At 72.1% G+C, this 22,517-nt stretch carries 25 protein-coding genes; 18 read left to right on the top strand and 7 right to left on the bottom strand.

Annotated elements, in window-relative coordinates; translation table 11 throughout:
• The first annotated feature begins 84 nt into the window (after nucleotides 1–84).
• From ACZZ9K_RS10225 to ACZZ9K_RS10190, 8 genes are all read left to right on the top strand, one after another.
• Nucleotides 85–735, top strand: coding sequence for a ScbR family autoregulator-binding transcription factor (locus ACZZ9K_RS10225; protein ID WP_138802130.1), 651 nt, complete (start codon nucleotides 85–87; stop codon nucleotides 733–735).
• 117 nt (nucleotides 736–852) lie between these two features.
• Entirely contained in the window at nucleotides 853–1,728 is an 876-nt protein-coding gene (locus tag ACZZ9K_RS10220) for an aminoglycoside phosphotransferase family protein (protein WP_138802129.1), read from the top strand.
• Between the two features lie 144 nt (nucleotides 1,729–1,872).
• Nucleotides 1,873–2,397, top strand: a complete 525-nt coding sequence (locus ACZZ9K_RS10215) for a DUF6197 family protein (protein WP_463444751.1) — start codon at nucleotides 1,873–1,875, stop codon at nucleotides 2,395–2,397.
• Nucleotides 2,394–3,131 carry a DinB family protein gene (locus tag ACZZ9K_RS10210; RefSeq protein ID WP_463443981.1) on the top strand — a complete coding sequence of 246 codons (738 nt, stop codon included), beginning with the start codon at nucleotides 2,394–2,396 and terminating at the stop codon, nucleotides 3,129–3,131. Before ACZZ9K_RS10215 ends, ACZZ9K_RS10210 begins: the two co-directional genes overlap by 4 nt.
• A 208-nt stretch (nucleotides 3,132–3,339) precedes the next feature.
• Nucleotides 3,340–3,987, top strand: coding sequence for an ABC transporter permease (locus tag ACZZ9K_RS10205; protein ID WP_138802126.1), 648 nt, complete (start codon nucleotides 3,340–3,342; stop codon nucleotides 3,985–3,987).
• Entirely contained in the window at nucleotides 3,974–5,245 is a 1,272-nt protein-coding gene (locus tag ACZZ9K_RS10200; RefSeq protein ID WP_017887899.1) for an ABC transporter ATP-binding protein, read from the top strand. Before ACZZ9K_RS10205 ends, ACZZ9K_RS10200 begins: the two co-directional genes overlap by 14 nt.
• Entirely contained in the window at nucleotides 5,242–6,006 is a 765-nt protein-coding gene (locus ACZZ9K_RS10195) for an ABC transporter permease (RefSeq protein WP_111056509.1), read from the top strand. Before ACZZ9K_RS10200 ends, ACZZ9K_RS10195 begins: the two co-directional genes overlap by 4 nt.
• A complete protein-coding gene (locus tag ACZZ9K_RS10190) occupies nucleotides 6,003–7,028 on the top strand; it encodes a glycine betaine ABC transporter substrate-binding protein (RefSeq protein ID WP_071406245.1) in 1,026 nt (341 codons plus the stop codon). The genes ACZZ9K_RS10195 and ACZZ9K_RS10190 overlap by 4 nt, the downstream gene beginning before the upstream one ends.
• A gap of 140 nt (nucleotides 7,029–7,168) precedes the next feature.
• On the opposite strand, the gene ACZZ9K_RS10185 is transcribed toward ACZZ9K_RS10190, so the two are convergent.
• Nucleotides 7,169–7,798 (bottom strand): TetR/AcrR family transcriptional regulator, encoded by a 630-nt coding sequence (locus ACZZ9K_RS10185; protein WP_463443980.1) that lies wholly within the window; start codon nucleotides 7,796–7,798, stop codon nucleotides 7,169–7,171.
• 80 nt (nucleotides 7,799–7,878) lie between these two features.
• Here ACZZ9K_RS10185 and ACZZ9K_RS10180 point away from each other — a divergent pair, with 80 nt between their 5' ends.
• From ACZZ9K_RS10180 to ACZZ9K_RS10155, 6 genes are read left to right on the top strand one after another with little or no spacing between them, the layout of a single operon-like run.
• The gene (locus ACZZ9K_RS10180) at nucleotides 7,879–8,607 is read left to right on the top strand and encodes an ABC transporter ATP-binding protein (RefSeq protein ID WP_051597014.1); all 729 of its coding nucleotides are present in this window, start codon (nucleotides 7,879–7,881) and stop codon (nucleotides 8,605–8,607) included.
• Nucleotides 8,604–9,881, top strand: coding sequence for an ABC transporter permease (locus ACZZ9K_RS10175; protein WP_463443979.1), 1,278 nt, complete (start codon nucleotides 8,604–8,606; stop codon nucleotides 9,879–9,881). The genes ACZZ9K_RS10180 and ACZZ9K_RS10175 overlap by 4 nt, the downstream gene beginning before the upstream one ends.
• Before the next feature lie 27 nt (nucleotides 9,882–9,908).
• A complete protein-coding gene (locus ACZZ9K_RS10170; protein WP_071245631.1) occupies nucleotides 9,909–10,436 on the top strand; it encodes a GNAT family N-acetyltransferase in 528 nt (175 codons plus the stop codon).
• A 54-nt stretch (nucleotides 10,437–10,490) separates the two neighbouring features.
• Nucleotides 10,491–11,159, top strand: a complete 669-nt coding sequence (locus ACZZ9K_RS10165; RefSeq protein ID WP_027466829.1) for a hypothetical protein — start codon at nucleotides 10,491–10,493, stop codon at nucleotides 11,157–11,159.
• A 39-nt stretch (nucleotides 11,160–11,198) separates the two neighbouring features.
• Nucleotides 11,199–12,644: a phytoene desaturase family protein gene (locus tag ACZZ9K_RS10160; RefSeq protein WP_138802121.1), complete on the top strand. Its 1,446-nt coding sequence runs from the start codon at nucleotides 11,199–11,201 to the stop codon at nucleotides 12,642–12,644.
• Between the two features lie 5 nt (nucleotides 12,645–12,649).
• A complete protein-coding gene (locus ACZZ9K_RS10155) occupies nucleotides 12,650–13,093 on the top strand; it encodes an SRPBCC family protein (RefSeq protein ID WP_138802120.1) in 444 nt (147 codons plus the stop codon).
• Between the two features lie 75 nt (nucleotides 13,094–13,168).
• On the opposite strand, the gene ACZZ9K_RS10150 is transcribed toward ACZZ9K_RS10155, so the two are convergent.
• Nucleotides 13,169–13,987: a shikimate 5-dehydrogenase gene (locus ACZZ9K_RS10150; RefSeq protein ID WP_463443978.1), complete on the bottom strand. Its 819-nt coding sequence runs from the start codon at nucleotides 13,985–13,987 to the stop codon at nucleotides 13,169–13,171.
• A 95-nt stretch (nucleotides 13,988–14,082) separates the two neighbouring features.
• On the opposite strand from ACZZ9K_RS10150, the gene ACZZ9K_RS10145 reads away from it, so the two are divergent.
• From ACZZ9K_RS10145 to ACZZ9K_RS10135, 3 genes are all read left to right on the top strand, one after another.
• Nucleotides 14,083–15,009, top strand: coding sequence for an NADP-dependent oxidoreductase (locus ACZZ9K_RS10145; RefSeq protein WP_463443977.1), 927 nt, complete (start codon nucleotides 14,083–14,085; stop codon nucleotides 15,007–15,009).
• A 97-nt stretch (nucleotides 15,010–15,106) separates the two neighbouring features.
• Nucleotides 15,107–15,301 (top strand): PspC domain-containing protein, encoded by a 195-nt coding sequence (locus ACZZ9K_RS10140; protein ID WP_027466823.1) that lies wholly within the window; start codon nucleotides 15,107–15,109, stop codon nucleotides 15,299–15,301.
• A 56-nt stretch (nucleotides 15,302–15,357) separates the two neighbouring features.
• Complete coding sequence (locus ACZZ9K_RS10135) at nucleotides 15,358–16,764, top strand: L-serine ammonia-lyase (RefSeq protein WP_463443976.1); 1,407 nt, start codon at nucleotides 15,358–15,360, stop codon at nucleotides 16,762–16,764.
• 15 nt (nucleotides 16,765–16,779) lie between these two features.
• Here ACZZ9K_RS10135 and ACZZ9K_RS10130 read toward each other — a convergent pair whose 3' ends face one another.
• The 5 genes from ACZZ9K_RS10130 to ACZZ9K_RS10110 are packed head-to-tail and all read right to left on the bottom strand — an operon-like array spanning nucleotide 16,780 to nucleotide 21,572.
• Nucleotides 16,780–17,616, bottom strand: a complete 837-nt coding sequence (locus ACZZ9K_RS10130) for a class II fructose-bisphosphate aldolase (RefSeq protein WP_463443975.1) — start codon at nucleotides 17,614–17,616, stop codon at nucleotides 16,780–16,782.
• A complete protein-coding gene (locus tag ACZZ9K_RS10125; protein WP_463443974.1) occupies nucleotides 17,613–18,665 on the bottom strand; it encodes a 1-phosphofructokinase family hexose kinase in 1,053 nt (350 codons plus the stop codon). The genes ACZZ9K_RS10130 and ACZZ9K_RS10125 overlap by 4 nt, the downstream gene beginning before the upstream one ends.
• The gene (gene nagA, locus ACZZ9K_RS10120; protein WP_463443973.1) at nucleotides 18,662–19,780 is read right to left on the bottom strand and encodes an N-acetylglucosamine-6-phosphate deacetylase; all 1,119 of its coding nucleotides are present in this window, start codon (nucleotides 19,778–19,780) and stop codon (nucleotides 18,662–18,664) included. The genes ACZZ9K_RS10125 and nagA overlap by 4 nt, the downstream gene beginning before the upstream one ends.
• A complete protein-coding gene (locus ACZZ9K_RS10115) occupies nucleotides 19,777–20,694 on the bottom strand; it encodes an ROK family protein (protein WP_463443972.1) in 918 nt (305 codons plus the stop codon). Before ACZZ9K_RS10115 ends, nagA begins: the two co-directional genes overlap by 4 nt.
• On the bottom strand, nucleotides 20,694–21,572 hold the full coding sequence (locus tag ACZZ9K_RS10110; RefSeq protein WP_463443971.1) for an SIS domain-containing protein: 879 nt from the start codon (nucleotides 21,570–21,572) through the stop codon (nucleotides 20,694–20,696). The genes ACZZ9K_RS10115 and ACZZ9K_RS10110 overlap by 1 nt, the downstream gene beginning before the upstream one ends.
• A gap of 133 nt (nucleotides 21,573–21,705) precedes the next feature.
• On the opposite strand from ACZZ9K_RS10110, the gene ACZZ9K_RS10105 reads away from it, so the two are divergent.
• Nucleotides 21,706–22,494, top strand: coding sequence for a DeoR/GlpR family DNA-binding transcription regulator (locus tag ACZZ9K_RS10105; RefSeq protein ID WP_185974063.1), 789 nt, complete (start codon nucleotides 21,706–21,708; stop codon nucleotides 22,492–22,494).
• Nucleotides 22,495–22,517: the final 23 nt, after the last annotated feature.

Raw genomic sequence — 22,517 nt, 5'->3', positions numbered from 1 at the left:
CGACCGTAGGGCACCCGGCCGAACGCATGCCGAATGCGGCCAGCGGGCCCCGGCGGCAGCCTGCGCTGACTACGATCGGACCCCATGGCGCAGGACCGACCGACCCGGCAGCAGCGGTCGCTCGCGACCCGCACGGCGATCATCGAGGGCGCGGCCGCGGAGTTCGACGAACGCGGGTACGTCGGTGCCTCGATGGACGGCATCGCCGAACGCATCGGCATGACCAAGGGCGCGCTGTACTTCCACTTCACGTCGAAGGCCGACATGGCCGGCGCCGTGATCGCCGAGCAGCACGCGATCTCCCGGCGGTACGGCGAGGCCGCGGTGGCGAAGGGGACGACGCCGCTCGAGTGGATCGTGTGGTTGGCGCAGGGCCTGGCCCTGCAGATGACGACCGAGGTGGTGGTCAGCGCCGGTGTCCGGCTGTCGACCGACGTGGCCGCGAGCGACGTCGCGCGGCAGGACCCGTACACCGACTGGACCACGGTGGTCGCCGGGTTCGCACGGCAGGCCGTCGAAGCCGGCGAGATCGACCCGCGGTGGGACCCGGACCTGGTCGGCCGCGTCGTCGTCCGCGCCTACACCGGCGTGCAGACCGTCTCGGACGTCATGACCCGCCGGGCCGACCTGTTCGCGGGCCTGCGGGAACTCTGGACGGTCCTGCTGGACGCGTTCGTCACCGAACGGCTGCGTCCGGAGATCCCGCGGCTCGTCGCGCTCATCGCTCCGGAGTGACGCGGGTCCCCCCAGGGAAACACCCACGTCACCTCGCCTCTGAGAATAGCGAGAAGGGTGTCGCGCCACCGGCCCCAGTTCGCGGGCGTGTGTCCGGCGGCCCACTAGCCTGACGCCGTGCCCACACCCGCTGCCGAGGTCGACGTCGACGTCCCGCTCGTCCGGGCCCTGCTGCGCGACCAGCACCCCGACCTGGCCGGGCTCCCGCTCCAGGTCGTCGCGAACGGCTGGGACAACGTCGTGCTCCGCCTGGGCGACGACCTGGCCGTCCGGGTCCCCCGTCGGGAGCTGGCCGCACGCCTCGTCGAGCACGAACAGCGCTGGTTGCCCGACATCGCCGCCCGGGTCGGATCGGTCGTCCCGGTACCGGCCCCGGTGCGCACCGGCCGCCCCGCCCTCGGGTACCCGTGGTCGTGGAGCATCGTGCCGTGGCTGCCCGGCACGGCGATCGGTGAACGGGCGGCCGAGGTCCCCGTCGCCGAGGCGCTCGCCGCGTTCGTCGGGCTCCTGCACGTCCCAGCCCCGGACGACGCCCCGGCGAACCCGTTCCGTGCGGTGCCGCTCGCGTCGCGGAGCGAGGCCGTGCTGGCGCGACTCGACGACCACGGCGTGCACCGGGCCGGAGAGCTGGCCGCGCTGTGGCGGACCGCAGCGGCCGTGTCCGCGCACGCCGGGCCTCCCGTCTGGGTGCACGGCGACCTGCACCCCTTCAACCTGCTCGTCGACTCGTCGGACGGTGTCGACCGCCTGTCGGCCGTGATCGACTTCGGTGACGTCACCGCGGGCGACCCGGCCGTCGACCTCGCCACCGCCTGGCTGACGCTCGACCGGCCGGGGCGTCGGGCGTTCCGCGCGCGCGTCGCGGTGCCGGAGACCACCTGGCTGCGCGCACGAGGGTGGGTGGTCGCGCTCGCGTCCGCGCTGGCGACCGCCGACGAACGCGCCTTCCGGAGCGTCGCGCGACGGAGCATCGACGCGGTGCTGGACGACTGAGTCCCCGCGGGGCTATCGTGACCGCACCATCCGTGCACAGCCGATCGGAGGGGCCGCCATGACCCTCGAGCTCCGCGTCCAGCACGACGTCGCCACCGACGCCTCCCCGCCCCTGTCCGACCCGAGCGACGCGGTCTCCGCGGCCTGCTCGACCGCCTGTGCGACTGCCGCGCCGCCGCCCGCGCGCGACGGGTCGACGACCGGGTCCGCGAACTCGGGGAACTCGTCCACCTGCTCTCCGACGCCCGCGCCGTCGTCGAACGCGGGTGGGTCCAGCACGCCTGGTTCGCCTACCTCGACGAGCACGGCCGCGAGCGCAAGGCCTCCAGTGCCGCCGCGATGGACGTGCAGGGCCGGCCGCTCGTCGGTGCCTGCCTGGTCGGTGCGGTCGTGTCCGCCGCCGGCGGGCCGCACGCGGTCCACGCGCCCCGGGTGCAGCACGCGCTCGACGTCGTGTGGCACGCCCTCGCCCGCGACGAGGGCGAGCCCGTGCTGTGGTGCCCCGCGCCCGACATCCGGATGGGCCGGGTGCGTGACCTGACGAGCTGGAACGACGCCCCGGCACGCACCGGCGCCGAGGTCGCCGGGCTGCTGCTGACCGCCGAACGGGTCGCCGTGCAGGAGTCGACGCGCCTGCAGGAGCTCCGGGTGGCACGATCGGGGGCATGAGCGACGTCGAAGCGGTCCCCGAGGTGCACCCCGCGAGCACCAGCACCCTGGCCGCGAGCGGCAACGCCCTGCTCTCGGACGAGGGGTCCACGCGGGACCCCGACGGTGCGACGGCCGCGGACGGCGCGGTCGCCGACGTCGCTGCCGCCGACGCCGCGGTGAAGCGGACGCTGCACCGGTACCTGCAGAAGCACCGCGCGGCCTTGCTGGCCAAGCTCGACGGGCTCGCGGAGCGGCAGGCCCGCTGGCCGGTGACGCCGACGGGCACGAACGTCCTCGGGCTGGTGAAGCACGTCGCCGGGGTGCAGGCCGGCTACTTCGGCGAGGTGTTCGGGCGGCCGCTGCCGGACCAGCCCGCCTGGCTCGAGTCGGAGGACGGTGAGGACATGTACGCCTCGCTCGACGAGACCATGGCCGACGTCGTGGCCTTCCACCACCGGAGTGCCGCCCACGCCGACGCCACGATCGAAGCGCTCGACCTCACCGCCACCGGGACCGTGCCGTGGTGGCCGGAGGGGCACCGGGACGTCACCCTGCACCGGATCCTGGTGCACATGGCGTACGAGACCGCCCGGCACGCGGGTCACGCCGACATCGTGCGCGAGATGCTCGACGGCCTGGCCGGCGACGGCGACGGCAACCTGGCCGACAAGTCCCCGGAGGAATGGGTCCGGTGGCGTGAGCAGCTCGTCGACATCGCGGAGCGATCAGGGTTGCGCGACCTCGACGCATAGCCGAGCAGGCAGACCGATCGTTACCGTTCTCCCAGGCTCGCCCTGGTGAACCCCCGCTGATCAGGGGTTGTCCTCCTCGCAACTGCAAGGGAAACCGCCGTCCCGGCGGGGTTGCGTTGTACAACCGGTCCGGCTGCTGCGTAGCTTTGGCCGAGCTCGTGCCCCGATCTGTGGGCAGTTCAGCCGACCGGAAGGGGAGCGCCCACCCGTGTTCCAGTACGTCGTGGAGCGATGGAACCAGATCTGGTTCGCATCGTGGCAGCACTTCTCACTGGTCGTCCAGTGCGTCGTCCTCGCCACGGTCATCGCCGTGGTGCTCGCCACACTCGTCTACCGCAGCCCGCGCCTGACCGCGTTCGCGAACGGGGTGTCGGCCATCGGCCTCACCCTGCCGTCGTTCGCCGTCATCGGCCTGCTCATCGTCCCGCTCGGCTTCGGCGTCCTGCCGTCGGTCGTGACGGTCGTCTTCTTCGCCGCGCTGCCGATCCTGCGCAACGCGGTCGTCGGTCTCGCCGAGATCCCGCCCACCGTCGTCGAGTCGGCGCGTGGCATCGGCATGAGCCGGTTCCGCACCCTGCTGCAGGTCGAGCTGCCGATGGCATGGCCGATCATCCTGAGCGGCGTCCGCGTGGCCGCGCAGATGGTGATGGGCATCGCCGCCATCGCCGCGTACGCGCTCGGTCCCGGGCTCGGTGGCTTCATCTTCTCCGGGCTGTCCCGCCTCGGCGGCGCCAACGCCCTGTTCTCCGTCGTGGTCGGGGTGGTCGGCGTCGTCCTGCTCGCCCTGGTCCTCGACCTGCTCCTCATCGGCCTCGGCCGCCTGACCATCTCGAGAGGTATCCGTGTCCAGCACTGACTCCGCCACCACCACCGCGCCCGACGGGGACGTCACCGGGCGCAGCATCCTGCTCGACGAGGTCACCAAGCGGTACCCCGGGCAGTCGAAGCCCGCCGTCGACGGCATCACGCTCGAGATCCCGGCCGGCAAGATCGTCATGCTCGTCGGCCCGTCCGGCTGCGGCAAGACGACGACCCTCAAGATGATCAACCGCCTGATCGAGCCCACGCAGGGGCGGATCGTCGTCGGCGACGACGACGTCACCGGCATCGACGGTGACGAGCTCCGCCGCCGCATGGGCTACGTGATCCAGGCCGGCGGTCTCTTCCCGCACATGACCGTCGCGGCGAACATCGCCATCGTGCCGAAGATGCTCGGCTGGTCGAAGGAGAAGATCGCGGCGCGCGTCGACGAGCTGCTCGACCTGGTCTCGCTCGACCCCGACACCTACCGCGACCGGTTCCCCCGTGAACTCTCCGGTGGGCAGCAGCAGCGCGTCGGCGTGGCCCGTGCGCTCGCGGCGGACCCGCCCGTCCTGCTCATGGACGAGCCGTTCGGCGCGGTCGACCCGATCACCCGCCAGCGCCTGCAGGACGAGCTCCTGCGCATCCAGGAGGAACTGCACAAGACGATCGTCATCGTCACGCACGACTTCGACGAGGCCGTGAAGCTCGGCGACTGGATCGTCATCTTCACCGAGGGTGCGCACATCGTGCAGTACGACACCCCGGAGCGGATCCTGGCCGAGCCGGCGAACGAGTTCGTCGAGAACTTCATCGGTTCCGGTGCGGGCCTGAAGCAGCTCACGCTGAACCGCGTGCGCGACGTCGAGGTCGAGTCGGCCGTGACCTGCTCGCCCGGCGAAGAGGTCAAGGCCGTGCTGCAGCGGATGAACGAGGCCGGCGGGCACCAGCACGCCGTCGTCGTCGACCACCGCCAGCGTCCGATCGGGTGGCCGTCGCGCCGCCAGCTCGAGCGCCTCGACCGCATCCCCGACGGTGTCGAGCCCGGCCTGCCAGTCGTGGGCGAGGCCGCGACCCTCAACGACGCGCTCGACACCATGCTCGTCTCGAGCGCCGGCGCCGCACTCGTCACCGGTCGTCGTGACGCGTTCCGCGGGGTCATCACCGTCGAGACCGTGATGGAGGCGATCACCCGCTCCCGCGCGACCGCCGCAGGAGACCAGGCCTACACGCCGGTCGGCACCAACACGAACCCGATCGAGACCATGCCGTCGTCACCGGTGTCGGCGATGCCCACCGGAGAAGACCTGTGAGCGCAGTCGCCGTCGCCGGCCCCGCCACCGGTGCACGCACCTCGTGGAAGGGCCTGCTGTTCCAGCCGATCGCGATCCTGGTCGTCCTGGCCGGCTTCGCGGTGTGGCTCGCGACGGCGGACCTGACCCCGACGGAGCGCACGACGCTCAACCCGGCGGACATCCTGGCCCTGACCGGCCAGCACCTCGTGCTGACCCTGCAGTCGACGGTCCTGGTGCTCGTGATCGGCATCCCGCTGGGCGTCGTGCTCACCCGCGGGCCGCTGCGCCGGGCGAGCCCGTACGTGCTCGCCGTCGCGAACTTCGGGCAGGCGGCCCCGGCCGTCGGCCTCATCGTGCTGCTCGCCGCCTGGCTCGGCCTGAACAGCTCGTCCGCCGTCATCGCGCTCGTGCTCTACGCGATCCTGCCGGTGCTCCGGAACACCATGATCGGCGTGCAGAGCGTCGACGACCGCCTGGTCGAGGCCGGTCGCGGCATGGGCATGAGCGCCTTCAGCGTGCTGATGCGCGTCGAACTGCCGCTCGCGGTGCCCGTGATGCTCTCGGGTATCCGGACCGCCCTCGTGCTGCTCGTCGGCACGGCGAGCCTGGCCACCTTCGTCGGTGCGGGCGGACTCGGTCTGCTCATCACGACGGGCGTGACGCTGTTCCTGCCGAAGGTGCTCGTCGCCGGGGCCCTGCTCGTCGCCCTGCTCGCCCTCTCCATCGACTGGCTCGGCCGCGTGGTCGAGACGGTCGCACGACCGAAGGGACTCCGATGACCCGCCGCACCCGCAGCACCCGCCGCACCCGCACCCGGGTCGGAGCCGCCGCGTTCGTCGCCGGTGCCACCGCCCTCGTCCTGACCGGGTGCGGCCTGCAGCCCGCGACGTCGTTCGTGCCCGAGGCCGGCGCCGGTTCCATCCAGCGCATCGACGACCTGCCGGCCGGCGCCCACATCACCGTGACGTCGAAGAACTTCACCGAGCAGCTCGTGCTCGGCAAGATCGCCGTGCTCGCCGCCAAGGCCGCCGGGTTCGACGTCACCGACGAGACGAACGTGCCCGGCAGCGTCGCGGTCCGTGAGCTGATGACCTCGCACGCGGCCGACTTCACGTACGAGTACACCGGCACCGCCTGGCTGACCTTCATGGGTCACACGAAGGGGATCCCGGACAAGACCGAGCAGTGGACGGCGGTGAAGAAGGAGGACGCCGGCAACGGGCTGACGTGGCTCGAACCGGCGCCCATGAACAACACCTACGCGTTCGCCGTCCGCAACGAGGCCGTCAAGGAGCTCGGGGACGTCAAGACGCTCTCCGACATCACCAAGCTGCCGGTCGACCAGCGCACGTTCTGCGTGGAGTCGGAGTTCAACTCCCGTGCCGACGGCTTCAAGCCGATGCTCAAGAAGTACGGCCTGGAGCTCGGCGGTTCGGGGTCGAACGGGGTGCCGAGCAGCAACGTGAGCATCCTCGACACCGGCACGGTCTACACGGCCACCGACCGCGGCAAGTGCAACTTCGGTGAGGTCTTCACCACCGACGGCCGCATCAAGTCGCTCGGGCTGACGGTGCTCGAGGACGACAAGGGGTTCTTCCCGGCGTACAACGTCGCCCCCGTCATCGATTCGAAGACGCTCAAGGAGTACCCGCAGCTCGAGGGGATCTACGACCAGATCTCGCCGAAGCTCACGGACGCGGTGCTGCAGGAACTCAACCGTCAGGTCGACGTCGAGGGGCGTGAGCCGGCCGACGTCGCCTTCGACTGGATGGTGAAGGAGGGCTTCATCACGAAGCCCTGACCGTTCTCGACGCACCCACCGACGGACTGGAGGCGCGGTGCCAGCCGGCACCGCGCCTCCAGGCACGGCCGTCGCCCCGCTGGCGCGGTGCGCCGGTACCGGCTGGTGGGGCCCACCTCCCGTCCGTTCGTGGTCGCGTCTCAGGCCGCGGCGATGCGCGCTGCCGTGTCGCGGATCGACGCGACCACCGCAGCCCGCACCTGCTCCGGGTCGGAACCCTCGTGCCGAGCGGCACTGCGGAGGCCCGTCATGCACATGCCGAGGAGCATCTCGGCCGCCTGCGGGGTCGCCGCCTCGGGGCCCCAGGCCGGGTCGCGTTCGAGGATCCTGCGCACCGCGCCGGTCATCGCCTCGGCGACCGTGGTCATCCGCGCGACCTGCCGACGCATCAGCTGCGGGAACCGCACGATGACGGCCTTGCGCTCGAGCCGCTCGTGCTCGTCGCCGAACGACGACCCGAACACCAGGAACGCCAGGTCGACGACGGCCTGCGCCGCAGGCTCCCCCGCGACGGCCGCCAGGTGCGCCTGGAGAGTGGCGGGTTCGAGGTCGAGCTCGGTGTGCCCGAGGACCGCGTCCTCCTTGCTCTCGAAGTAGTTGAAGAACGTCCGCGGGGAGACATCGGCCCGCGCGGCGATCTGCTCGATCGTGGTGCCGTCGACGCCCTGCTCGAGGGCCAGGGACCGAGCCGCCTCGGCGATGCGGTTGCGGGTCTCGATGCGCTTGCGGTCACGGAGACCGAGTTCTGACGGCGTCGCGGAGTCGGGCATGGCCCGACTGTAACCGGAACGTCACATGATCTACAGCAAACGCAAACTTGCAGTCGTGCATCGGACACTACGGTGAACCCATGACCACTCCCGTGCTCGAGGCCCGTGACCTCGCCAGGACCTACGGCCGCGGCGCGACGCGGTTCGACGCGCTCAAGGGGGTGTCGCTGGCGGTGCACCAGGGCGAGAGCCTGGCGATCGTCGGCAAGTCCGGCTCCGGCAAGTCGACGCTGATGCACCTGCTCGCACTGCTCGACAAGCCGTCGGCCGGACAGGTGCTGCTCGACGGCACCGACGCGGCGACGCTCGGTGCGCGGCAGGTCAACCGAACCCGGAACAGCACCTTCGGGTTCGTGTTCCAGCAGTTCTTCCTGACGCCGAAGACCTCGGTGCTCGACAACGTCGTGCTCCCGCTCAAGATCGCCGGTGTCTCCGGAGCCGAGCGGAAGCGCCGGGGCATGGCGGCGCTCGATGCCCTCGGGCTGGCCGACAAGGCGAAGAACGACGCCAACGACCTGTCCGGCGGCCAGAAGCAGCGCGTGGTGATCGCCCGGGCGCTGGTCGGCGAGCCGAGCGTGATCTTCGCCGACGAGCCGACCGGCAACCTCGACACGAACACCGGACAGGTGGTCGAGGACATGCTGTTCGGGCTGCAGCGCGAGCGGGGGATCACGCTCGTCGTGGTCACGCACGACGAAGAGCTCGCCGCGCGCTGCGACCGCAGCGTGAACGTCCGCGACGGCCTGATCGTCGGTGGACCCGATGACGTGGTCGACGCGTCTGCCACGCACGGAAGGCACTCCGCATGAACTTCCTCGACCTCCTGCGCACCGCGGTCTCGAACACCTTCCGCTCGAAGCTGCGCACGACCCTGACCGTCATCGCGATCTTCATCGGCGCCTTCACGATCACCCTCACGTCGGCGATCGGCACGGGCGTCAGCAACTACATCGACAGCCAGGTCTCCTCGATCGGCGACACCGGTTCGCTGACCATCACGAAGGCGGTCGACAGCACCTCGACCGACAGCGGCCCGGCGAAGTACGACCCGGACGAGTCCGGCCAGAGCGTCGACCGTGGCCCGGCGTCGTTCTCGTACCTGTCGCAGTCCGACGTCGACGCGATCAAGAAGACGGACGGCATCAAGAGCCTCCGCCCCGCGGTCGCCCTCGCACCGAAGTACGCCGAGTACGGGGACAAGGGCAAGTACGTCGTGTCGCTCACGGCCAACGCCGGCGAGCTCGACGCCGACCTGGCGAGCGGCAAGCAGCTCGACGACGAGACCGACGCCAACCAGGTGATGCTGCCGACCGACTACCTGGAGAACATGGGCCTCGGCAGCGCGTCGGCCGCCGTCGGCAAGGAGCTCACGTTCGCCGTCGACGACTACCAGGGCAAGGCGCACACGCTCACCGCCACCGTCGTCGGGGTGCAGAACGAGTCGCTGTTCGGCAGCGGTGCGGGGGCGAACGCCGCGTTGACCGACGCCATGCAGGCCGCGCAGGAGATCGGCAAGCCCGACTCGATCGCGACGTCCTACGCCAGCGCCACCGCGACGCTCGACGCCGACGCCTCCGTCACCACGGTCAAGAAGTCCCTGGCCGACGACGGGTTCCTCGGTCAGACCATCCAGGACCAGCTCGGTCAGTTCCAGACCGTGATCAGCGGCATCGTCGGGGTCCTGAACGCCTTCGCCGTGATCGCGCTCGTCGCTGCCGGCTTCGGCATCATCAACACCCTGCTCATGAGCGTGCAGGAGCGCACCCGCGAGATCGGCCTGATGAAGGCGATGGGCATGGGTGGCGGCAAGGTCTACACGCTGTTCTCGCTCGAGGCGGTGTTCATCGGGTTCCTCGGCAGTGCCATCGGCGCCGGGGTCGCGATCCTGCTCGGCACCGGGATCTCGAACGTCCTGGCCGGCACGCTCCTCAAGGACCTGCCGGGGCTGCAGATCATGCAGTTCGCGCCGGGCTCCGTCGCGACGATCATCCTCGTCGTGATGTTCATCGCGTTCCTGGCGGGCACCCTGCCGGCACGACGAGCGGCACGGCAGAACCCGATCGAGGCGCTCCGGTACGAGTGACAGGCAGGGGTGCCTAGTGTCTGGACGGTGACGACGTTCGGACGCGACCTCGGTGACGGCTACACGCTGACGCTGCGCGACCTGACGACGGTCGACCCGGTGCTCGCACTCGTGCACGCCAACACCGATCGTCTGCGGGCCGCCGAGCCCTGGGCGTGGGACCCCCAGACCCGCGAGGCCATCGCCCTGCACACCGAGCGGCTGCTCGGTCAGTTCGCGATGGACCGCGCGCTGCCCTGCGTCATCCGGGCGGATGACCGCATCGTCGGGGTGGCCTCGCTGACGTTCGACCCGTACCTGGGCCAGGCATCGCTCGGCTACTGGGTGGACGCCGGACAGGAGGGCCGTGGTGTCGTCCGGCGGGCCGCCACCGTGCTGATCGGGGTCGCCCGGGCGCGCGGGTCCGCACGGATGGAGATCCGGACGGCGGTCGACAACGCGCGGAGCCGGGGGCTCGCCGAGCGGCTCGGCTTCGCGCACGAGGGCACCCTGCGAGGCGCGCTGCCCCTCGGCCCCGAGCGTGTCGACGTCGCCGTGTACGGCCTGCTGCTCTGACGCCCGTCGCCGTCGTGCAGACCGACCGACACCGGTCGCCGGTATCGTCGGAGCATGGCCTTGTTCGGACGACGCAACCCCGACGTGCGCGATCGACCCATCAGCCAGGTCGAACTGAAGCGGGCGGTCGACGAGGGTTTCCTCATCGCGAAGGCCGCCGTCACCATCGCGGTGGCCAACCGCATCATCACGAACGCCCTGCGTGACCAGGGGTACTTCGACCACGCGCTCATCGCCGAGGCCACGCGCGAAGAACTCCACCGCATGGCCGAGGAACAGCGGGGCGACGCCGCACGCATGCGGGAGATCCGCTCCACCTCGAGCAAGCAGAAGGGCCGTTCCCGCCACCAGCACGACTACCGGCGGGGCGACGACCTGAAGCTCCGGATGCGCGAGGCCACCTACGAGCAGCTCGCCACCATGCTCGACAAGCGGCGCGACGACCAGCACTTCGTCGACGGCATCGTGCTCGCCGCGCGGGCCCGCGCCTGGGACGACATCGGCACCACCGTCGTCGGACGCCTCGGTTGGGCGCAGCGCCCGGCGGACGACTACGAGATCGGACGCGACGACCGGCTGCAGCAGATGCTCGACGAGGACTTCGCCGAGTTGCTCGCCGAGCACCCCGTCGGATCGACCCCGGTCGACGCCGACGAGCCCGACGACGCCGACGGTGACCAGGACGAGTCGGACCCCGCTGATCCCGACACTTCGCGCACCTGACCGACACCACACGCAGTCACGAGTCCCTAGGCTCGGTGCATGGTTGATGCGGTGGTCGTCGGAGCGGGACCGAACGGGCTCGCGGCAGCGGTGACGCTCGCACGCGCCGGGCTGTCGGTCGAGGTCGTCGAACGGAACGACACGATCGGCGGCGGCGCCCGCACTGCCGAGCTCACCCTGCCCGGCTTCCTGCACGACGTCTGCTCCGCCGTGCACCCGATGGCCCTGCAGTCGGAGTTCTTCCGGCTGTTCCGGATGGAGGAGCGCATCGAACTCCGCCTGCCCGAGGTGCAGTACGGTCACCCGCTCGACGGCGGCCGCGCCGGCATCGCCTACCAGGACCTCGACCGCACCGCCGCCGAGCTCGGGGTGGACGGTCCGGCCTTCAAGCAGCTGATGGCCCCGCTGGCGGAGAACGCCGACCAGGTCGCCGACTTCGCGACCGACGCGCTGCTGCACGTGCCGCGCCACCCCCTGACCGTCCTGCGCTTCGGCCTGCGGGCGCTCGAGCAGGGCACCGCCGCGTGGAACCTGCGCTTCCGCGGCGACGCCGCTCCGGCGATGGTGTCCGGCGTCGCGGCGCACTCGATCCAGCACCTGCCGTCCCTGTCCACCGCGGCGGCGGCACTGTCGCTCGGCTCGTACGCGCACGCCCGCGGCTGGCCGGTGCCGATCGGCGGCAGCCAGGCGATCGTCGACGCGCTCGCCGCCGACCTCGTCGCGCACGGCGGCCGCATCGTCACCGGGCAGGAGGTCCGGTCGCTCGGTGACCTCACCCCGGCGAAGGCGGTGCTGTTCGACACGAGCGTGCCGGGCATGCTCCGGATTGCGGGCAAGCAGATCCCGACCCCGAAGCGCGGTGCGCTGCGTCGCTTCCGGTTCGGCAACGCGGCGGCGAAGGTCGACTTCGCGCTGTCCGACCCGGTGCCGTGGACCAACGAGTCGCTGCGGAAGGCCGGGACCGTCCACATCGGCGGTACCCGCCAGGAGATCGCGGCGGCGGAACGGGCGGTGGCGCACGGGCAGCACGCCGAGCGCCCGTACGTGCTCGGGGCGGAGCCGACCGTGGTGGACCCGACCCGGGCCCCGGCCGGCAAGCACGTCTTCTGGGCCTACGCGCACGTCCCCGCGGGGTCGGACGTCGACCCGACCGAGGCGGTCACCCGCCAGATCGAGCGGTTCGCGCCGGGGTTCCGCGACACGATCCTGTCGTCGAGCTCCCGCACCGCCGTGCAGATGGGCGAGTACAACCCGAACTACGTCGGTGGCGACATCGCCGCCGGTGCCGCGAGCTTCTGGCAGCTCGTCAAGCGCCCCGTCCTGTCCAGCGACCCGTGGCGGATGGGCGGTGGCATGTACCTGTGTTCCGAGTCCTCCGCGCCCGGCCCCGGCGTGCACGGCATGGCCGGGTGGCACGCGGCGAAGAGCGCACTCCGGCACACCTTCGGCCTGCCGGAGGACGTCGACCTCACCCCGGAAGGCTGATCACCATGGCGAAGAACGCCCGCATCCTGCACTGCCGTCCCGAAGCCGTCTTCGACGTGCTCGGCGACGGGTGGCTCTACACGACCTGGGTGGTCGGGGCCTCGCGCATGCGCCAGGAGGAGTCCGGCTGGCCGCAGGTCGGTACCCACCTGCACCACTCGTTCGGCGCGTGGCCGATCGTCATCAACGACGTCACGACGTCGCTGGTGTGGGAGCCGCCGCACCGCATGGTCATCCAGCCGAAGGGCTGGCCCATCGGCGAGGCCCGCGTCGAACTGACGGTCGAACCGCACCGGCACGGCAGCAAGGTCACGATCACCGAGAACGCGGTGGCCGGGCCGGGTTCGTACGTGCCCGACTTCCTCATGCAGCCGCTCATCTGGATCCGCAACCGCGAGACGCTCCGCCGCCTCGAGTGGGTGGCCGTCGGGCGCGCGGCGAACGCCTGAGACGTCCCCCGAGACGGAAGGGAGGCCCGTGGCGGCGCCGCCACGTGCCTCCTGTCCGCCCTGTGGGTGCGTCGACTACTCGGCGCGCGAGAACTCGCTGGCGCGCGCCACCTGGTCGTCGGTCAGGGCGACGCCCGTGTACCGCTCGAACTGGCGCGCCGCCTGCAGAGCGATGACCTCGGCACCGGTGATGACGTGCTTGCCGGCATTCCGCCCAGCACGCACGAGCGGGGTCTCCGACGGGAACGCGACCACGTCGAAGACGGTGTGCGCCGCCTCGATCCGTTCCGGCGCGAAGGCGAGTGCGTCCTGCTGGTCGCCGCGCATGCCGAGCGGGGTGACGTTGACGACCAGGTCGGTCTCCCCCGCCTCGTGCTCGTCGGCCACCCAGTCGTACCCGTACTGCGATGCGAGGGCCGGGCCGGTCTGCTCGTTGCGGGCGACGACCGTCAACCGGTCGAAGCCGGCGCCGCGGAACGCCGCCGTGACGGCCTTGGCCATGCCGCCCGAGCCGCGGAGCAGCACGCGCGAAGCCGGGTCGACCTCGTGGGACCCGAGCAGGGCGGCGATCGCCTCGTAGTCGGTGTTCGATGCGGTGAGTACGCCGTCGTCGTTCACGACCGTGTTGACCGACTGGATCGCGGCGGCGGAGTCCTCGATGTGGTCGACCAGCGGGATGATCGCCTCCTTGAAGGGCATCGACACCGAGCACCCGCGGATCCCGAGCGCACGGATGCCGGCGACGGCGCCGGGCAGGTCCGTCGTGGTGAACGCCTTGTACAGGAAGTTGAGGCCGAGCTCGTCGTACAGGAAGTTGTGGAACCGGGTGCCGATGTTGCTCGGTCGCGCGGCCAGCGACATGCAGACCTGCATGTCCTTGTTCAGGATGGGCATGCCTCCAGTCTCGCACCCTCTCCCTTTCGCGTCCTCGCAGGGATGGAGCGGTCCACACAGACCGGGTGCCGCGCGCCGGGGTAGCGTCGGTGGCGATGACTGAGATCCCGGAGACCATGCGCGCCGTCCGCTTCGACGAGTGGGGTGACCGATCGGTCCTGCACGTCGCCGAGGTGCCCGTTCCCGAGGTGACGCCCGGGCGGGTGCTCGTCCGCGTCCGCGCCGCGGGCATCAACCCCGGTGAGTCCGCCATCCGCCAGGGCGCGTTCGGCGGTGACCTGCCGTCCGGGCAGGGCACCGACTTCGCCGGCATCGTGGTGGCCGTCGGGGTCGAGGTCGACGGCGTCGACGAGGGCGAAGAGGTCATCGGCTGGTCGTGGGACCGCGCGAGCCAGGCCGAGTACGTCTCCGTGCCGGCCGTCCAGGTCGTCCAGAAGCCACGCCTGCTCGACTGGACCGTGGCGGGTGGCCTCGACGTCATCGCGACCACCGCGGCCGCAGCCGTCCGTGCGGTCGATCCGCGGCCGGGCGAGACCGTCGTGGTGTCCGGCGCCGCGGGCGGGGTCGGCGGCTTCGTGACCCAGCTGCTCGCGAACGAGGGCATCGACGTCATCGCCGTCGCGTCCGAGGCGAACCACGAGTGGCTCCGTTCCAAGCGCGCACGGCCGGTCGCGTACGGCGACGGACTGCAGGAGCGCATCACCGAACTCGCGACGAACGGCGTCGACGCCGTGATCGACACCCACGGCGCCGAGTACGTCCGGCTCGGCATCGCCCTCGGGGTGCCGGTCGACCGCATCGAGACGATCATCGCGTTCGACGAGGCCGCCGAGGTCGGGGCGAAGGCCTCGGGCAGCGCGGACACCGCCGACCCGGAGATCCTCGGGGCGCTCGCCCTCGAGGTCGCGAACGGCGCGATCGAGGTGCCCGTCGCCGCGACCTACCCGCTCGAGCGCGTGCAGGACGCCTTCGAGGAGCTCGAGCAGGGTCACACCCGCGGCAAGATCGTCCTCATCCCCTGATCCCAGGGCCGCTCAGGGCCGGTCCGGGGGTTTCCCCACCACGCTCGGGGTGCGTCCCGGATGCGCTCGACCGGCGGCGTTGCGTAGCGTCGTCGACATGAGCACACTCTCCCGTCCCCGCAACGGTCGTCTGCTGGCCGGCGTCTGCGCCGGTCTCGCCGACCGCTTCAACCTGTCCCGCACCCTGGTCCGGGTGGTCTGGGTCATCCTGAGCTTCTTCCCCGGGCCGCTGTGGATCGCGTACGTCGTGCTGTGGTTCGTGATGCCGCCCGAGGGTGGTCGGCGGCGCTGAGCGGTCCGGGTCGCGGCGCTGAGCGCCGGTCCGTCCGGACGGGTTAGTGTGGCGGCGTGCCGGTCTCCGTCTTCGATCTGTTCAGCGTCGGTGTCGGCCCCTCGAGCTCGCACACCGTCGGCCCGATGCGGGCCGGTGCCGAGTTCGCCACCCTCGTCCGTGGCCTGCCCGTCACGTCCGTGGTGGTCGACCTGTACGGGTCCCTCGCGTCGACCGGGCAGGGTCACGGCACCCTCGGTGCCGTCGTCGCCGGGCTCATGGGGTCACACCCGGAGACCGTCGACCCCGATGCCATGGTCCTCGCGCTCGACGCCGTGGAACGCGACGGTGTCCTGCGGCTCGACGGCGGTGCGAGCGTGCCGTTCCGCCTCGCCGACATCGTCCTGCACCCCCTGACGATGCTGCCCCGGCACCCGAACGCCATGCGGCTGCGTGCCCGTGACGCCGACGGGACCGATCTGGCCGACGAGACCTACTACTCGATCGGGGGCGGGTTCATCGCGCGGGACGAGGCAGCCGAGCCCGTGGCGGACGCCTCGGCTGCCGTCGCCGGTGCCGCGATCCCGGTCGACGACGCCGTGCCCCACCCGTTCTCGAGCGGCGCCGAGCTGCTCGCCGCGTGTGCCGGTTCAGGCCTGCCGATCAGCGGCGTCGCCCTGGCGAACGAGGCCGTCACCCGGACGGACGCCGAGATCCGGTCCGGACTGCTGGGCATCCACGGCGTGATGGAGTCGTGCGTCGACCGTTCCGTCCGCAGGGGCGGGTGCCTGCCCGGTGGGCTCGACGTCCGCCGTCGCGCGGCCACCTGGCACGAGCAGCTCACGCGCGAGGACCCCGACCACGACCCGCTCTTCGCGATGGAGTGGGTGAACCTCGTCGCCATGGCGGTCAACGAGGAGAACGCCACCGGAGGCCGCGTCGTCACCGCCCCGACGAACGGCGCAGCCGGCATCATCCCCGCGGTCCTGTACTACGCGCTCACCTACGTGCCCGCGGTCGCCGACGCCCCCGCCGCCGAACGGGACGACGCCGTCGTGCGGTTCCTGCTCACCGCCGGGGCGATCGGGTCGATCTACAAGGAACGGGCGTCGATCTCCGGCGCCGAGGTCGGCTGCCAGGGCGAGGTCGGATCCGCGGCGTCGATGGCGGCTGCGGGGCTCGCCGAGGTCCTCGGGGGCACGCCGGAGCAGGTCGAGAACGCCGCCGAGATCGCGATGGAGCACAACCTCGGGCTGACCTGCGACCCGATCGGCGGTCTGGTGCAGATCCCGTGCATCGAGCGGAACGCGATCGCGGCGAACAAGGCGATCAACGCCGCCCGGATGGCCCTGCGGGGCGACGGGGTGCACCACGTGTCGCTCGACCAAGTCGTCGAGACGATGCGGCAGACCGGGGCGGACATGTCGTCGAAGTACAAGGAGACCGCGATGGGCGGGCTCGCGGTGAACGTCCCGCTCTGCTGAGCGTCCGCTCGCGCGTCAGGCGTGCAGGAGCGTCAGCAGTCGCGCCGTCTCGGTGGCGATGGCGTCCCGGCCCGCCGACACGTACTTGCGCGGGTCGACGACGTCCGGCCGCTCGTCGAGCACGGTGCGGAGCGCGCGGGTGAACAGGCCGTTCAGGTGCGTCGAGATGTTGATCTTCGTCATCCCCGCGTGCACGGCGGCGCGGAGTTCGTCGTCGGACAGGCCCGAGGACCCGTGCAGCACGAGCGGCACCGGCACCGCGGCACGGAGGCGCTCGACCAGGTCGCGGTCCACCGAGGCCTCGCGGGTCTGCATCGCGTGCGAGGTCCCCACCGCGACCGCCAGGGCATCGACCCCGGTGTCGGCCACGAACGCGGCGGCGTCGGTCGGATCCGTGCGGACGCCGGGCGCGTGCACGCCGTCCTTGCCGCCGACCTCGCCGAGCTCGGCCTCGATCGCGACACCCGCGGCGTGACACCGCGCGGCGAGCTCGCGGGTCGCTGCCACGTTGGCGGCGAAGTCCAGGTGGGAACCGTCGTACATGACCGAGTCGACGCCCAGGTCGACGCCGGCCGCCACCAGCTCGGGGTCCTCGATGTGGTCGAGGTGCACGAGGACCTCGACGTCGGCGGCACGTGCGACCGCCTGGGTCGCGGTCGTGATCGGTGCGAGTCCGCCGTGGTAGCGGACGCAGTTCTCGCTGATCTGCAGGATCACCGGCAGCCCGGCAAGCTCGGCGCCGGAGACGATCGCCTCGGCGTGCTCGAGCAGCACCACGTTGAACGCACCGACCCCGCGACGGGCCGTGCGGGCGGTGTCGAGCAGGCCGGTGAGGGCGAGGTCGGTGATCATGCGGGGGTCCTCGTTCGGTCGTGGGCGGGAGCGGGCGGGGTGGACAGGAAGCGGTGGACGTCTGCCGGGTCGACCGCGCCGGCCACCGGCTGGAGGACGGCGGCGGCCCCGTGTGCGGCGGCGGACCGCAGGGCTCGGAGCAGGGTGGCGTCGTCGGGGGCCGGGACGCTGCCGTCGGGCGCGGGGAGACCGGCACCGACGAGCACCTCGACGAGGACATCGACGAGCCCGGCGGTGGCGGCGTCACCGGCGCCGGTCGGGTTGCCCGAGACTCCGGGGACCGCCGGCACCTCGAGCACGTGCTCGGTGGTGTGGGCGGCGATGCCGTCGGATCCGCGGGACACGACGACGACCGTCGCGCCGAGTTCGAGGAGCCGGAGCGCCCCAGAGCGCTCGTCGTCGGTGCCCGTGGCCTCGAGCAGTTCCTCGCGGTTGGGCTTGCAGACCGTCGCCCCGGCCGAGGCGGCCGCCAGCAGCGCGGTGCCCGAGCAGTCGACCACCGAGAGCACACCGCGGCGGCGAGCGGCGGTGACCCAGCGGGCGACGACCGCGGGATCGGAGTCGCGGGGCAGCGAGCCCGACACGACCAGGGCGGCTGCGGGCGGGGCATCGGCGGTACCGGCGCCACCGACGGCGCCGTCGGCACCGCCAGTACGTCCGACATCGCCGTCGAGCAGTGTCTCGACCGCGGCGGTGACCGTGTCCCACTCGTCGGGGCTGAGCACGGGTCCGGGCTCGCCGAACATCGTCGGGTGGGCGAGGTCGTCCACCACCGTCACGGTCGTGCGGGTCTCACCACGGACGGCGACGTCGGTGTGGACGAGCCCGAGGTCGCCGAGAGCGTGGGCGATCCAGCGCCCGCCGTCGCCGCCGAGGGGCAGCACGGCGTGGGTCGGCACGCCGGTGGCTGCGAGGACCCGCCCGACGTTCAGGCCCTTGCCGCCGGGGCGCCGCTGGACCTCGAGCACGCGCTGGGTCTCGCCGATGCGCTGTTCGGCGACACGGTAGGTCACGTCGACGGCCGGGTTCGGGGTGACGACGAGGATCATGCGACCACCGCCGTCGGCAGGGCTCGGACGCTGCCGCGCTCCGGGTCGAGCACGACCAGGTCGGCGGGGGCGCCCACGCTGAGCGGTGCCGGGGCCCCGAGCAGGCGTGCCGCACGCCCCGCGGACGCCGCGACGACCTCGGGCAGGTCGGTCCCGGCGTCGAGCAGGCGGCGGACGGCCTCGGCGACCGTGATCGTGCTGCCCGCCAGCGACGAACCGTCGGCGAGCACGGCGAGCCCGTCGCGGACCGTCACCGCCGATCCGGCCACCGTGTACGTGCCGTCGGGGCAGCCGGTCGCAGCCATGGCGTCGGAGACCAGGACCATCCGGCCCGGAGCACTGCGCTGCACGAGGGTGACCGTCACGGGATCGAGGTGGTGGCCGTCGACGATGCACTCGAGCAGCACGCGGTCGTCGGAGAGCGCGACCCCGACCGGCCCGGGCGCACGGTGGTGCAGCGGGGGCATCCCGTTGAACAGGTGGGTGACGAGCGAGGCTCCGGCGTCGACCGCGCGGCGGGTCTGCTCGGCGGTGGCGTCGGTGTGGCCGATGGCGACGACGACCCCGGCTTCGACGAAACGGGTGACGGCCTCGAGTGCACCCGGGAGCTCCGGCGCGAGCGTGACGATCCGCAGGGCGCCACCCGCGGCGTCGCAGTAGGCGTCGACCTCGGCGGGGTCCGGAGCGTGCAGCAGGTCCACACGGTGCGCCCCGCGACGGGCGGGCGCGAGCCACGGCCCCTCCAGGTGCAGCCCGGCGAGCGTGCCGTCCGCGACGAGTGGCCGGAGCCGGGTGAGGGCCGCCACGGTGTCCGCGCGCTCGCCCGTGGCGATGGACCCGACCAGGGTGGTCGTGCCCCGCGACCGGTGGTGCCCGGCGGCGACACGGGCATCCTCGGCGGAGCACCCGGCGAAGTCGTGCCCGAGCGCCCCGTGGGCGTGCAGGTCGACGAACCCGGGCACGACCACACCGTCGACGGTGACGGCGGTGTCCGTGCGCATCGGGGATCCGGTGCCGGTCGCCAGAACGGTGTCGTCGTCACCGATGACGAGCCAGCCGTCGTGCAGGTCTGCCTGGGCCGTGACGATGCGATGGGCCCGGACGAGGGTGGTCACAGCAGGACCCCGGTCTCGGTCTCGGTCTCGAGCAGCGTGCGTGCGAGGAGCCCCGCTCCGATGGCGCCGGCTGCGTCGCCGTGCCGGGCGGGCACGATGACGGGGACACGGACGCCCTGCAGACGCTCCGTGACGGCGTCGCGCAGCGGGTCGAGCAGCAGCGGGCCCGACTCGGCGAGTCCCCCGCCGACGATGATCGTGTGGACCCCGGCGACCGCGGTGGTCCAGGCGAGTGCGTCGGCCAGGACCGCGACGCAGTCGTCCCAGACCGCACGGGCTGCGGGGTCGCCCTGGCGGACCAGGAGCATGGCGGCGTGAGCGGACGGCACGCCGGAACGACGTGCGACTCCCCCGGCGGACGCGATCTCCTCGACGCGGTGGCCCGCGTGCGGACCGGCCTGGATCCGGACCTGTCCGATCTCCCCCGCCCAGCCACCGCCGGACACGACGGCACCGTCGACCACCAGGGCGCTCGCGAGCCCGGTGCCGACCGGCACGAACGAGACCGACCCCCGAGATAGCGCCGGGTCGCCGGCCCGGACCTCGGCCAGGGCGCCGGCACGGACGTCGTGGCCGAAGGCGAGCGGTACGTCGATCCCCTGCCGCAGGAGCTCGGCGCGGACGAGGTCACGCACCGGGACGTCGCGCCACCCGAGGTTGACGGACAGGTCCACGGTGCCGCGGGTCTCGTCGACGACGCCGGGGGTCACCAGCCCGATGGCTCCGAGCTGCGCACTTCGGGAGGCCTGTGCGGACAGTTCGGCGACGACGGCGGCGAGGCGCTCGGCACCCGGGTCGTCACGTGGCGTCGGTACCCGGGTCTCGTCGAGGACGAGTCCGTCGGCGGTCGTCAGCCGGGTCTTGATGCCCGTGCCGCCGACGTCGACCCCGAGCACCGCGCCTGCGCCACCCATCAGGTGAGGATGACCGACCGGGTGAGCGACCGGGGGTTGTCCGGGTCGAGCCCGCGTCCCTCGGCCAGGGCTACGGCGAACCGGTGCACGACGACGAGCCCGGCGATCGGGTCGAGGTCGTGCTGGACGAAGCGGGCGCCGGTGGCGGCGACCTCGTCGGCCAGGCCCTCGGGTGCCGTGCCGAGCGACCAGACGAGCCGGCCGGGCTGGGCGATCGCGATGGGACCGTGCCGGTAGTCCATCGCCGGGTAGGACTCGGCCCAGAACTGCGCGGCCTCACGCGTCTTGAGCGCGGCTTCGAACGTCAGGCCGACGGCGGCCCCACGACCGACGAACGAGACCTGCTCGGCGTCGAGCAGGTCCTCGATGGGCACCGTCAGTGCGGTCTCGGCCTGGGTTGCGAGCGCGTCGACGTCGTCACCGATGGACGCCCGCAGCAGTGCGAGCGTCGTGGTGGCGAAGCGGGTCTGGACGACCGAGCGCTCGTCGGCGAACGGCAGGGCGACCACCTGGTCGGCGACGGCCGCGGCGGGGCTGTCGCCGACGGCCGTGATCAGGACGGTGCGCTGCGACGGCAGGGCCTGCAGCAGGTCGACGATCTCGGTCGTCGTGCCCGAGCGGCTGATCATGAGCACGCGGTCGTACTCGCGGGACGCGGGGTACTCGGACCCGGCGAAGGCATCGGTCACGCCGAGGCCCGCCTGCTCACGGGCCACGGCGTAGCTCATGGCGACGAACCAGCTCGTGCCGCAGCCGATCACGGCCACGCGTTCGCCCCGCTGGGGGAGCGCGTCGGCGAAGGTCGGCAGGAGCGCGGCGGCTGCACGCCAGGTCTCCGGCTGCGAGGCCAGTTCAGCGCTCACGAAGGTGTCGGTCATGGGAGCCTTCCGGGTCCGGGTCGATCCGGGTGATCGATGATCAGGAAGCGTAGCGAGCGATCGTGCGCAAGGGAAGGGGAAAACGTCATTTCCGATCACCGGGCGTCGGTGGTGACGCCGTAGGATGACCGTCATGACCCCCCAACAGCGGCTGAACGCCCTACTCGAACTGGTGAGCGAACGCGGCAACGTGTCGATCGCCGAGATCGGTGAGCTGCTCGGGATCTCCGCCGCGACGGCTCGCCGCGACCTCGCGACCCTCGCCGACCAGCGGCTCGTCACGCGCACGCACGGGGGAGCGGCAGCACTCGGGGCCGGGTACGAGCTCCCGCTGCAGTACAAGATCGCCCGGCAGGCCGAGGCGAAGACGGCGATCGCCCGCGCGGCCGCCCGGTTGGTGCAGCCGGGGGAGACCGTCGGGCTCAACGGCGGGACGACCACGACCGAGGTCGCGCGTGAGCTCGGCAAGAGCGAGCGGTTCATCCGCGCCGACGGCGAGTTCGGCATCACGATCGTGACGAACGCCCTGAACGTCGGGTACGAGCTGTCCGTCCGGTCCAACGTGAAGATCGTGGTCACCGGTGGTGTGGCGCGGCGGCAGTCCTACGAGCTCGTCGGGCCGCTCGTCCGGGACACCCTCGACGAGTTCGCCCTCGACCTCGTGGTGCTCGGCGTCGACGGGCTCACCGGCCAGTACGGCGCGACGACCATGCACGAGGGCGAGGCCGAGGTCAGCCGCCACTTCGCCTCCGTCGGGCGACGGGTCGTCGTGGTCGCGGACTCGACCAAGATCGAACGGTCGACCTTCGCCCGGATCTGCCCGCTCGACCGCATCGACGTCCTGGTCACCGACCAGCCGGTGCCGGCCTCGTTCGCCGCCGACCTGGCCAGCGCCGGCGTGGAGCTCGTCGTCGCCGACTGAGCGCCCCTGCGGCCACCCCGGAA

This window comes from Curtobacterium sp. AC268, assembly GCF_979258745.1.
Note: the sequence above shows the minus strand (reverse complement) of the source record. Positions and strands in the feature narration are given on the sequence as shown.

What these genes read in the sequence shown, in the direction of transcription:
- ACZZ9K_RS10225 (WP_138802130.1), top strand. Translation starts at nt 85, where the DNA reads ATGGCGCAGGACCGACCGACCCGGCAGCAGCGGTCGCTCGCGACCCGC.
- ACZZ9K_RS10210 (WP_463443981.1), top strand. Translation starts at nt 2,394, where the DNA reads ATGAGCGACGTCGAAGCGGTCCCCGAGGTGCACCCCGCGAGCACCAGC.
- ACZZ9K_RS10190 (WP_071406245.1), top strand. Translation starts at nt 6,003, where the DNA reads ATGACCCGCCGCACCCGCAGCACCCGCCGCACCCGCACCCGGGTCGGA.
- ACZZ9K_RS10185 (WP_463443980.1), bottom strand. Translation starts at nt 7,798, where the DNA reads ATGCCCGACTCCGCGACGCCGTCAGAACTCGGTCTCCGTGACCGCAAG.
- ACZZ9K_RS10180 (WP_051597014.1), top strand. Translation starts at nt 7,879, where the DNA reads ATGACCACTCCCGTGCTCGAGGCCCGTGACCTCGCCAGGACCTACGGC.
- ACZZ9K_RS10175 (WP_463443979.1), top strand. Translation starts at nt 8,604, where the DNA reads ATGAACTTCCTCGACCTCCTGCGCACCGCGGTCTCGAACACCTTCCGC.
- ACZZ9K_RS10165 (WP_027466829.1), top strand. Translation starts at nt 10,491, where the DNA reads ATGGCCTTGTTCGGACGACGCAACCCCGACGTGCGCGATCGACCCATC.
- ACZZ9K_RS10160 (WP_138802121.1), top strand. Translation starts at nt 11,199, where the DNA reads ATGGTTGATGCGGTGGTCGTCGGAGCGGGACCGAACGGGCTCGCGGCA.
- ACZZ9K_RS10155 (WP_138802120.1), top strand. Translation starts at nt 12,650, where the DNA reads ATGGCGAAGAACGCCCGCATCCTGCACTGCCGTCCCGAAGCCGTCTTC.
- ACZZ9K_RS10150 (WP_463443978.1), bottom strand. Translation starts at nt 13,987, where the DNA reads ATGCCCATCCTGAACAAGGACATGCAGGTCTGCATGTCGCTGGCCGCG.
- ACZZ9K_RS10145 (WP_463443977.1), top strand. Translation starts at nt 14,083, where the DNA reads ATGACTGAGATCCCGGAGACCATGCGCGCCGTCCGCTTCGACGAGTGG.
- ACZZ9K_RS10140 (WP_027466823.1), top strand. Translation starts at nt 15,107, where the DNA reads ATGAGCACACTCTCCCGTCCCCGCAACGGTCGTCTGCTGGCCGGCGTC.
- ACZZ9K_RS10130 (WP_463443975.1), bottom strand. Translation starts at nt 17,616, where the DNA reads ATGATCACCGACCTCGCCCTCACCGGCCTGCTCGACACCGCCCGCACG.
- ACZZ9K_RS10125 (WP_463443974.1), bottom strand. Translation starts at nt 18,665, where the DNA reads ATGATCCTCGTCGTCACCCCGAACCCGGCCGTCGACGTGACCTACCGT.
- ACZZ9K_RS10115 (WP_463443972.1), bottom strand. Translation starts at nt 20,694, where the DNA reads ATGGGTGGCGCAGGCGCGGTGCTCGGGGTCGACGTCGGCGGCACGGGC.
- ACZZ9K_RS10110 (WP_463443971.1), bottom strand. Translation starts at nt 21,572, where the DNA reads ATGACCGACACCTTCGTGAGCGCTGAACTGGCCTCGCAGCCGGAGACC.
- ACZZ9K_RS10105 (WP_185974063.1), top strand. Translation starts at nt 21,706, where the DNA reads ATGACCCCCCAACAGCGGCTGAACGCCCTACTCGAACTGGTGAGCGAA.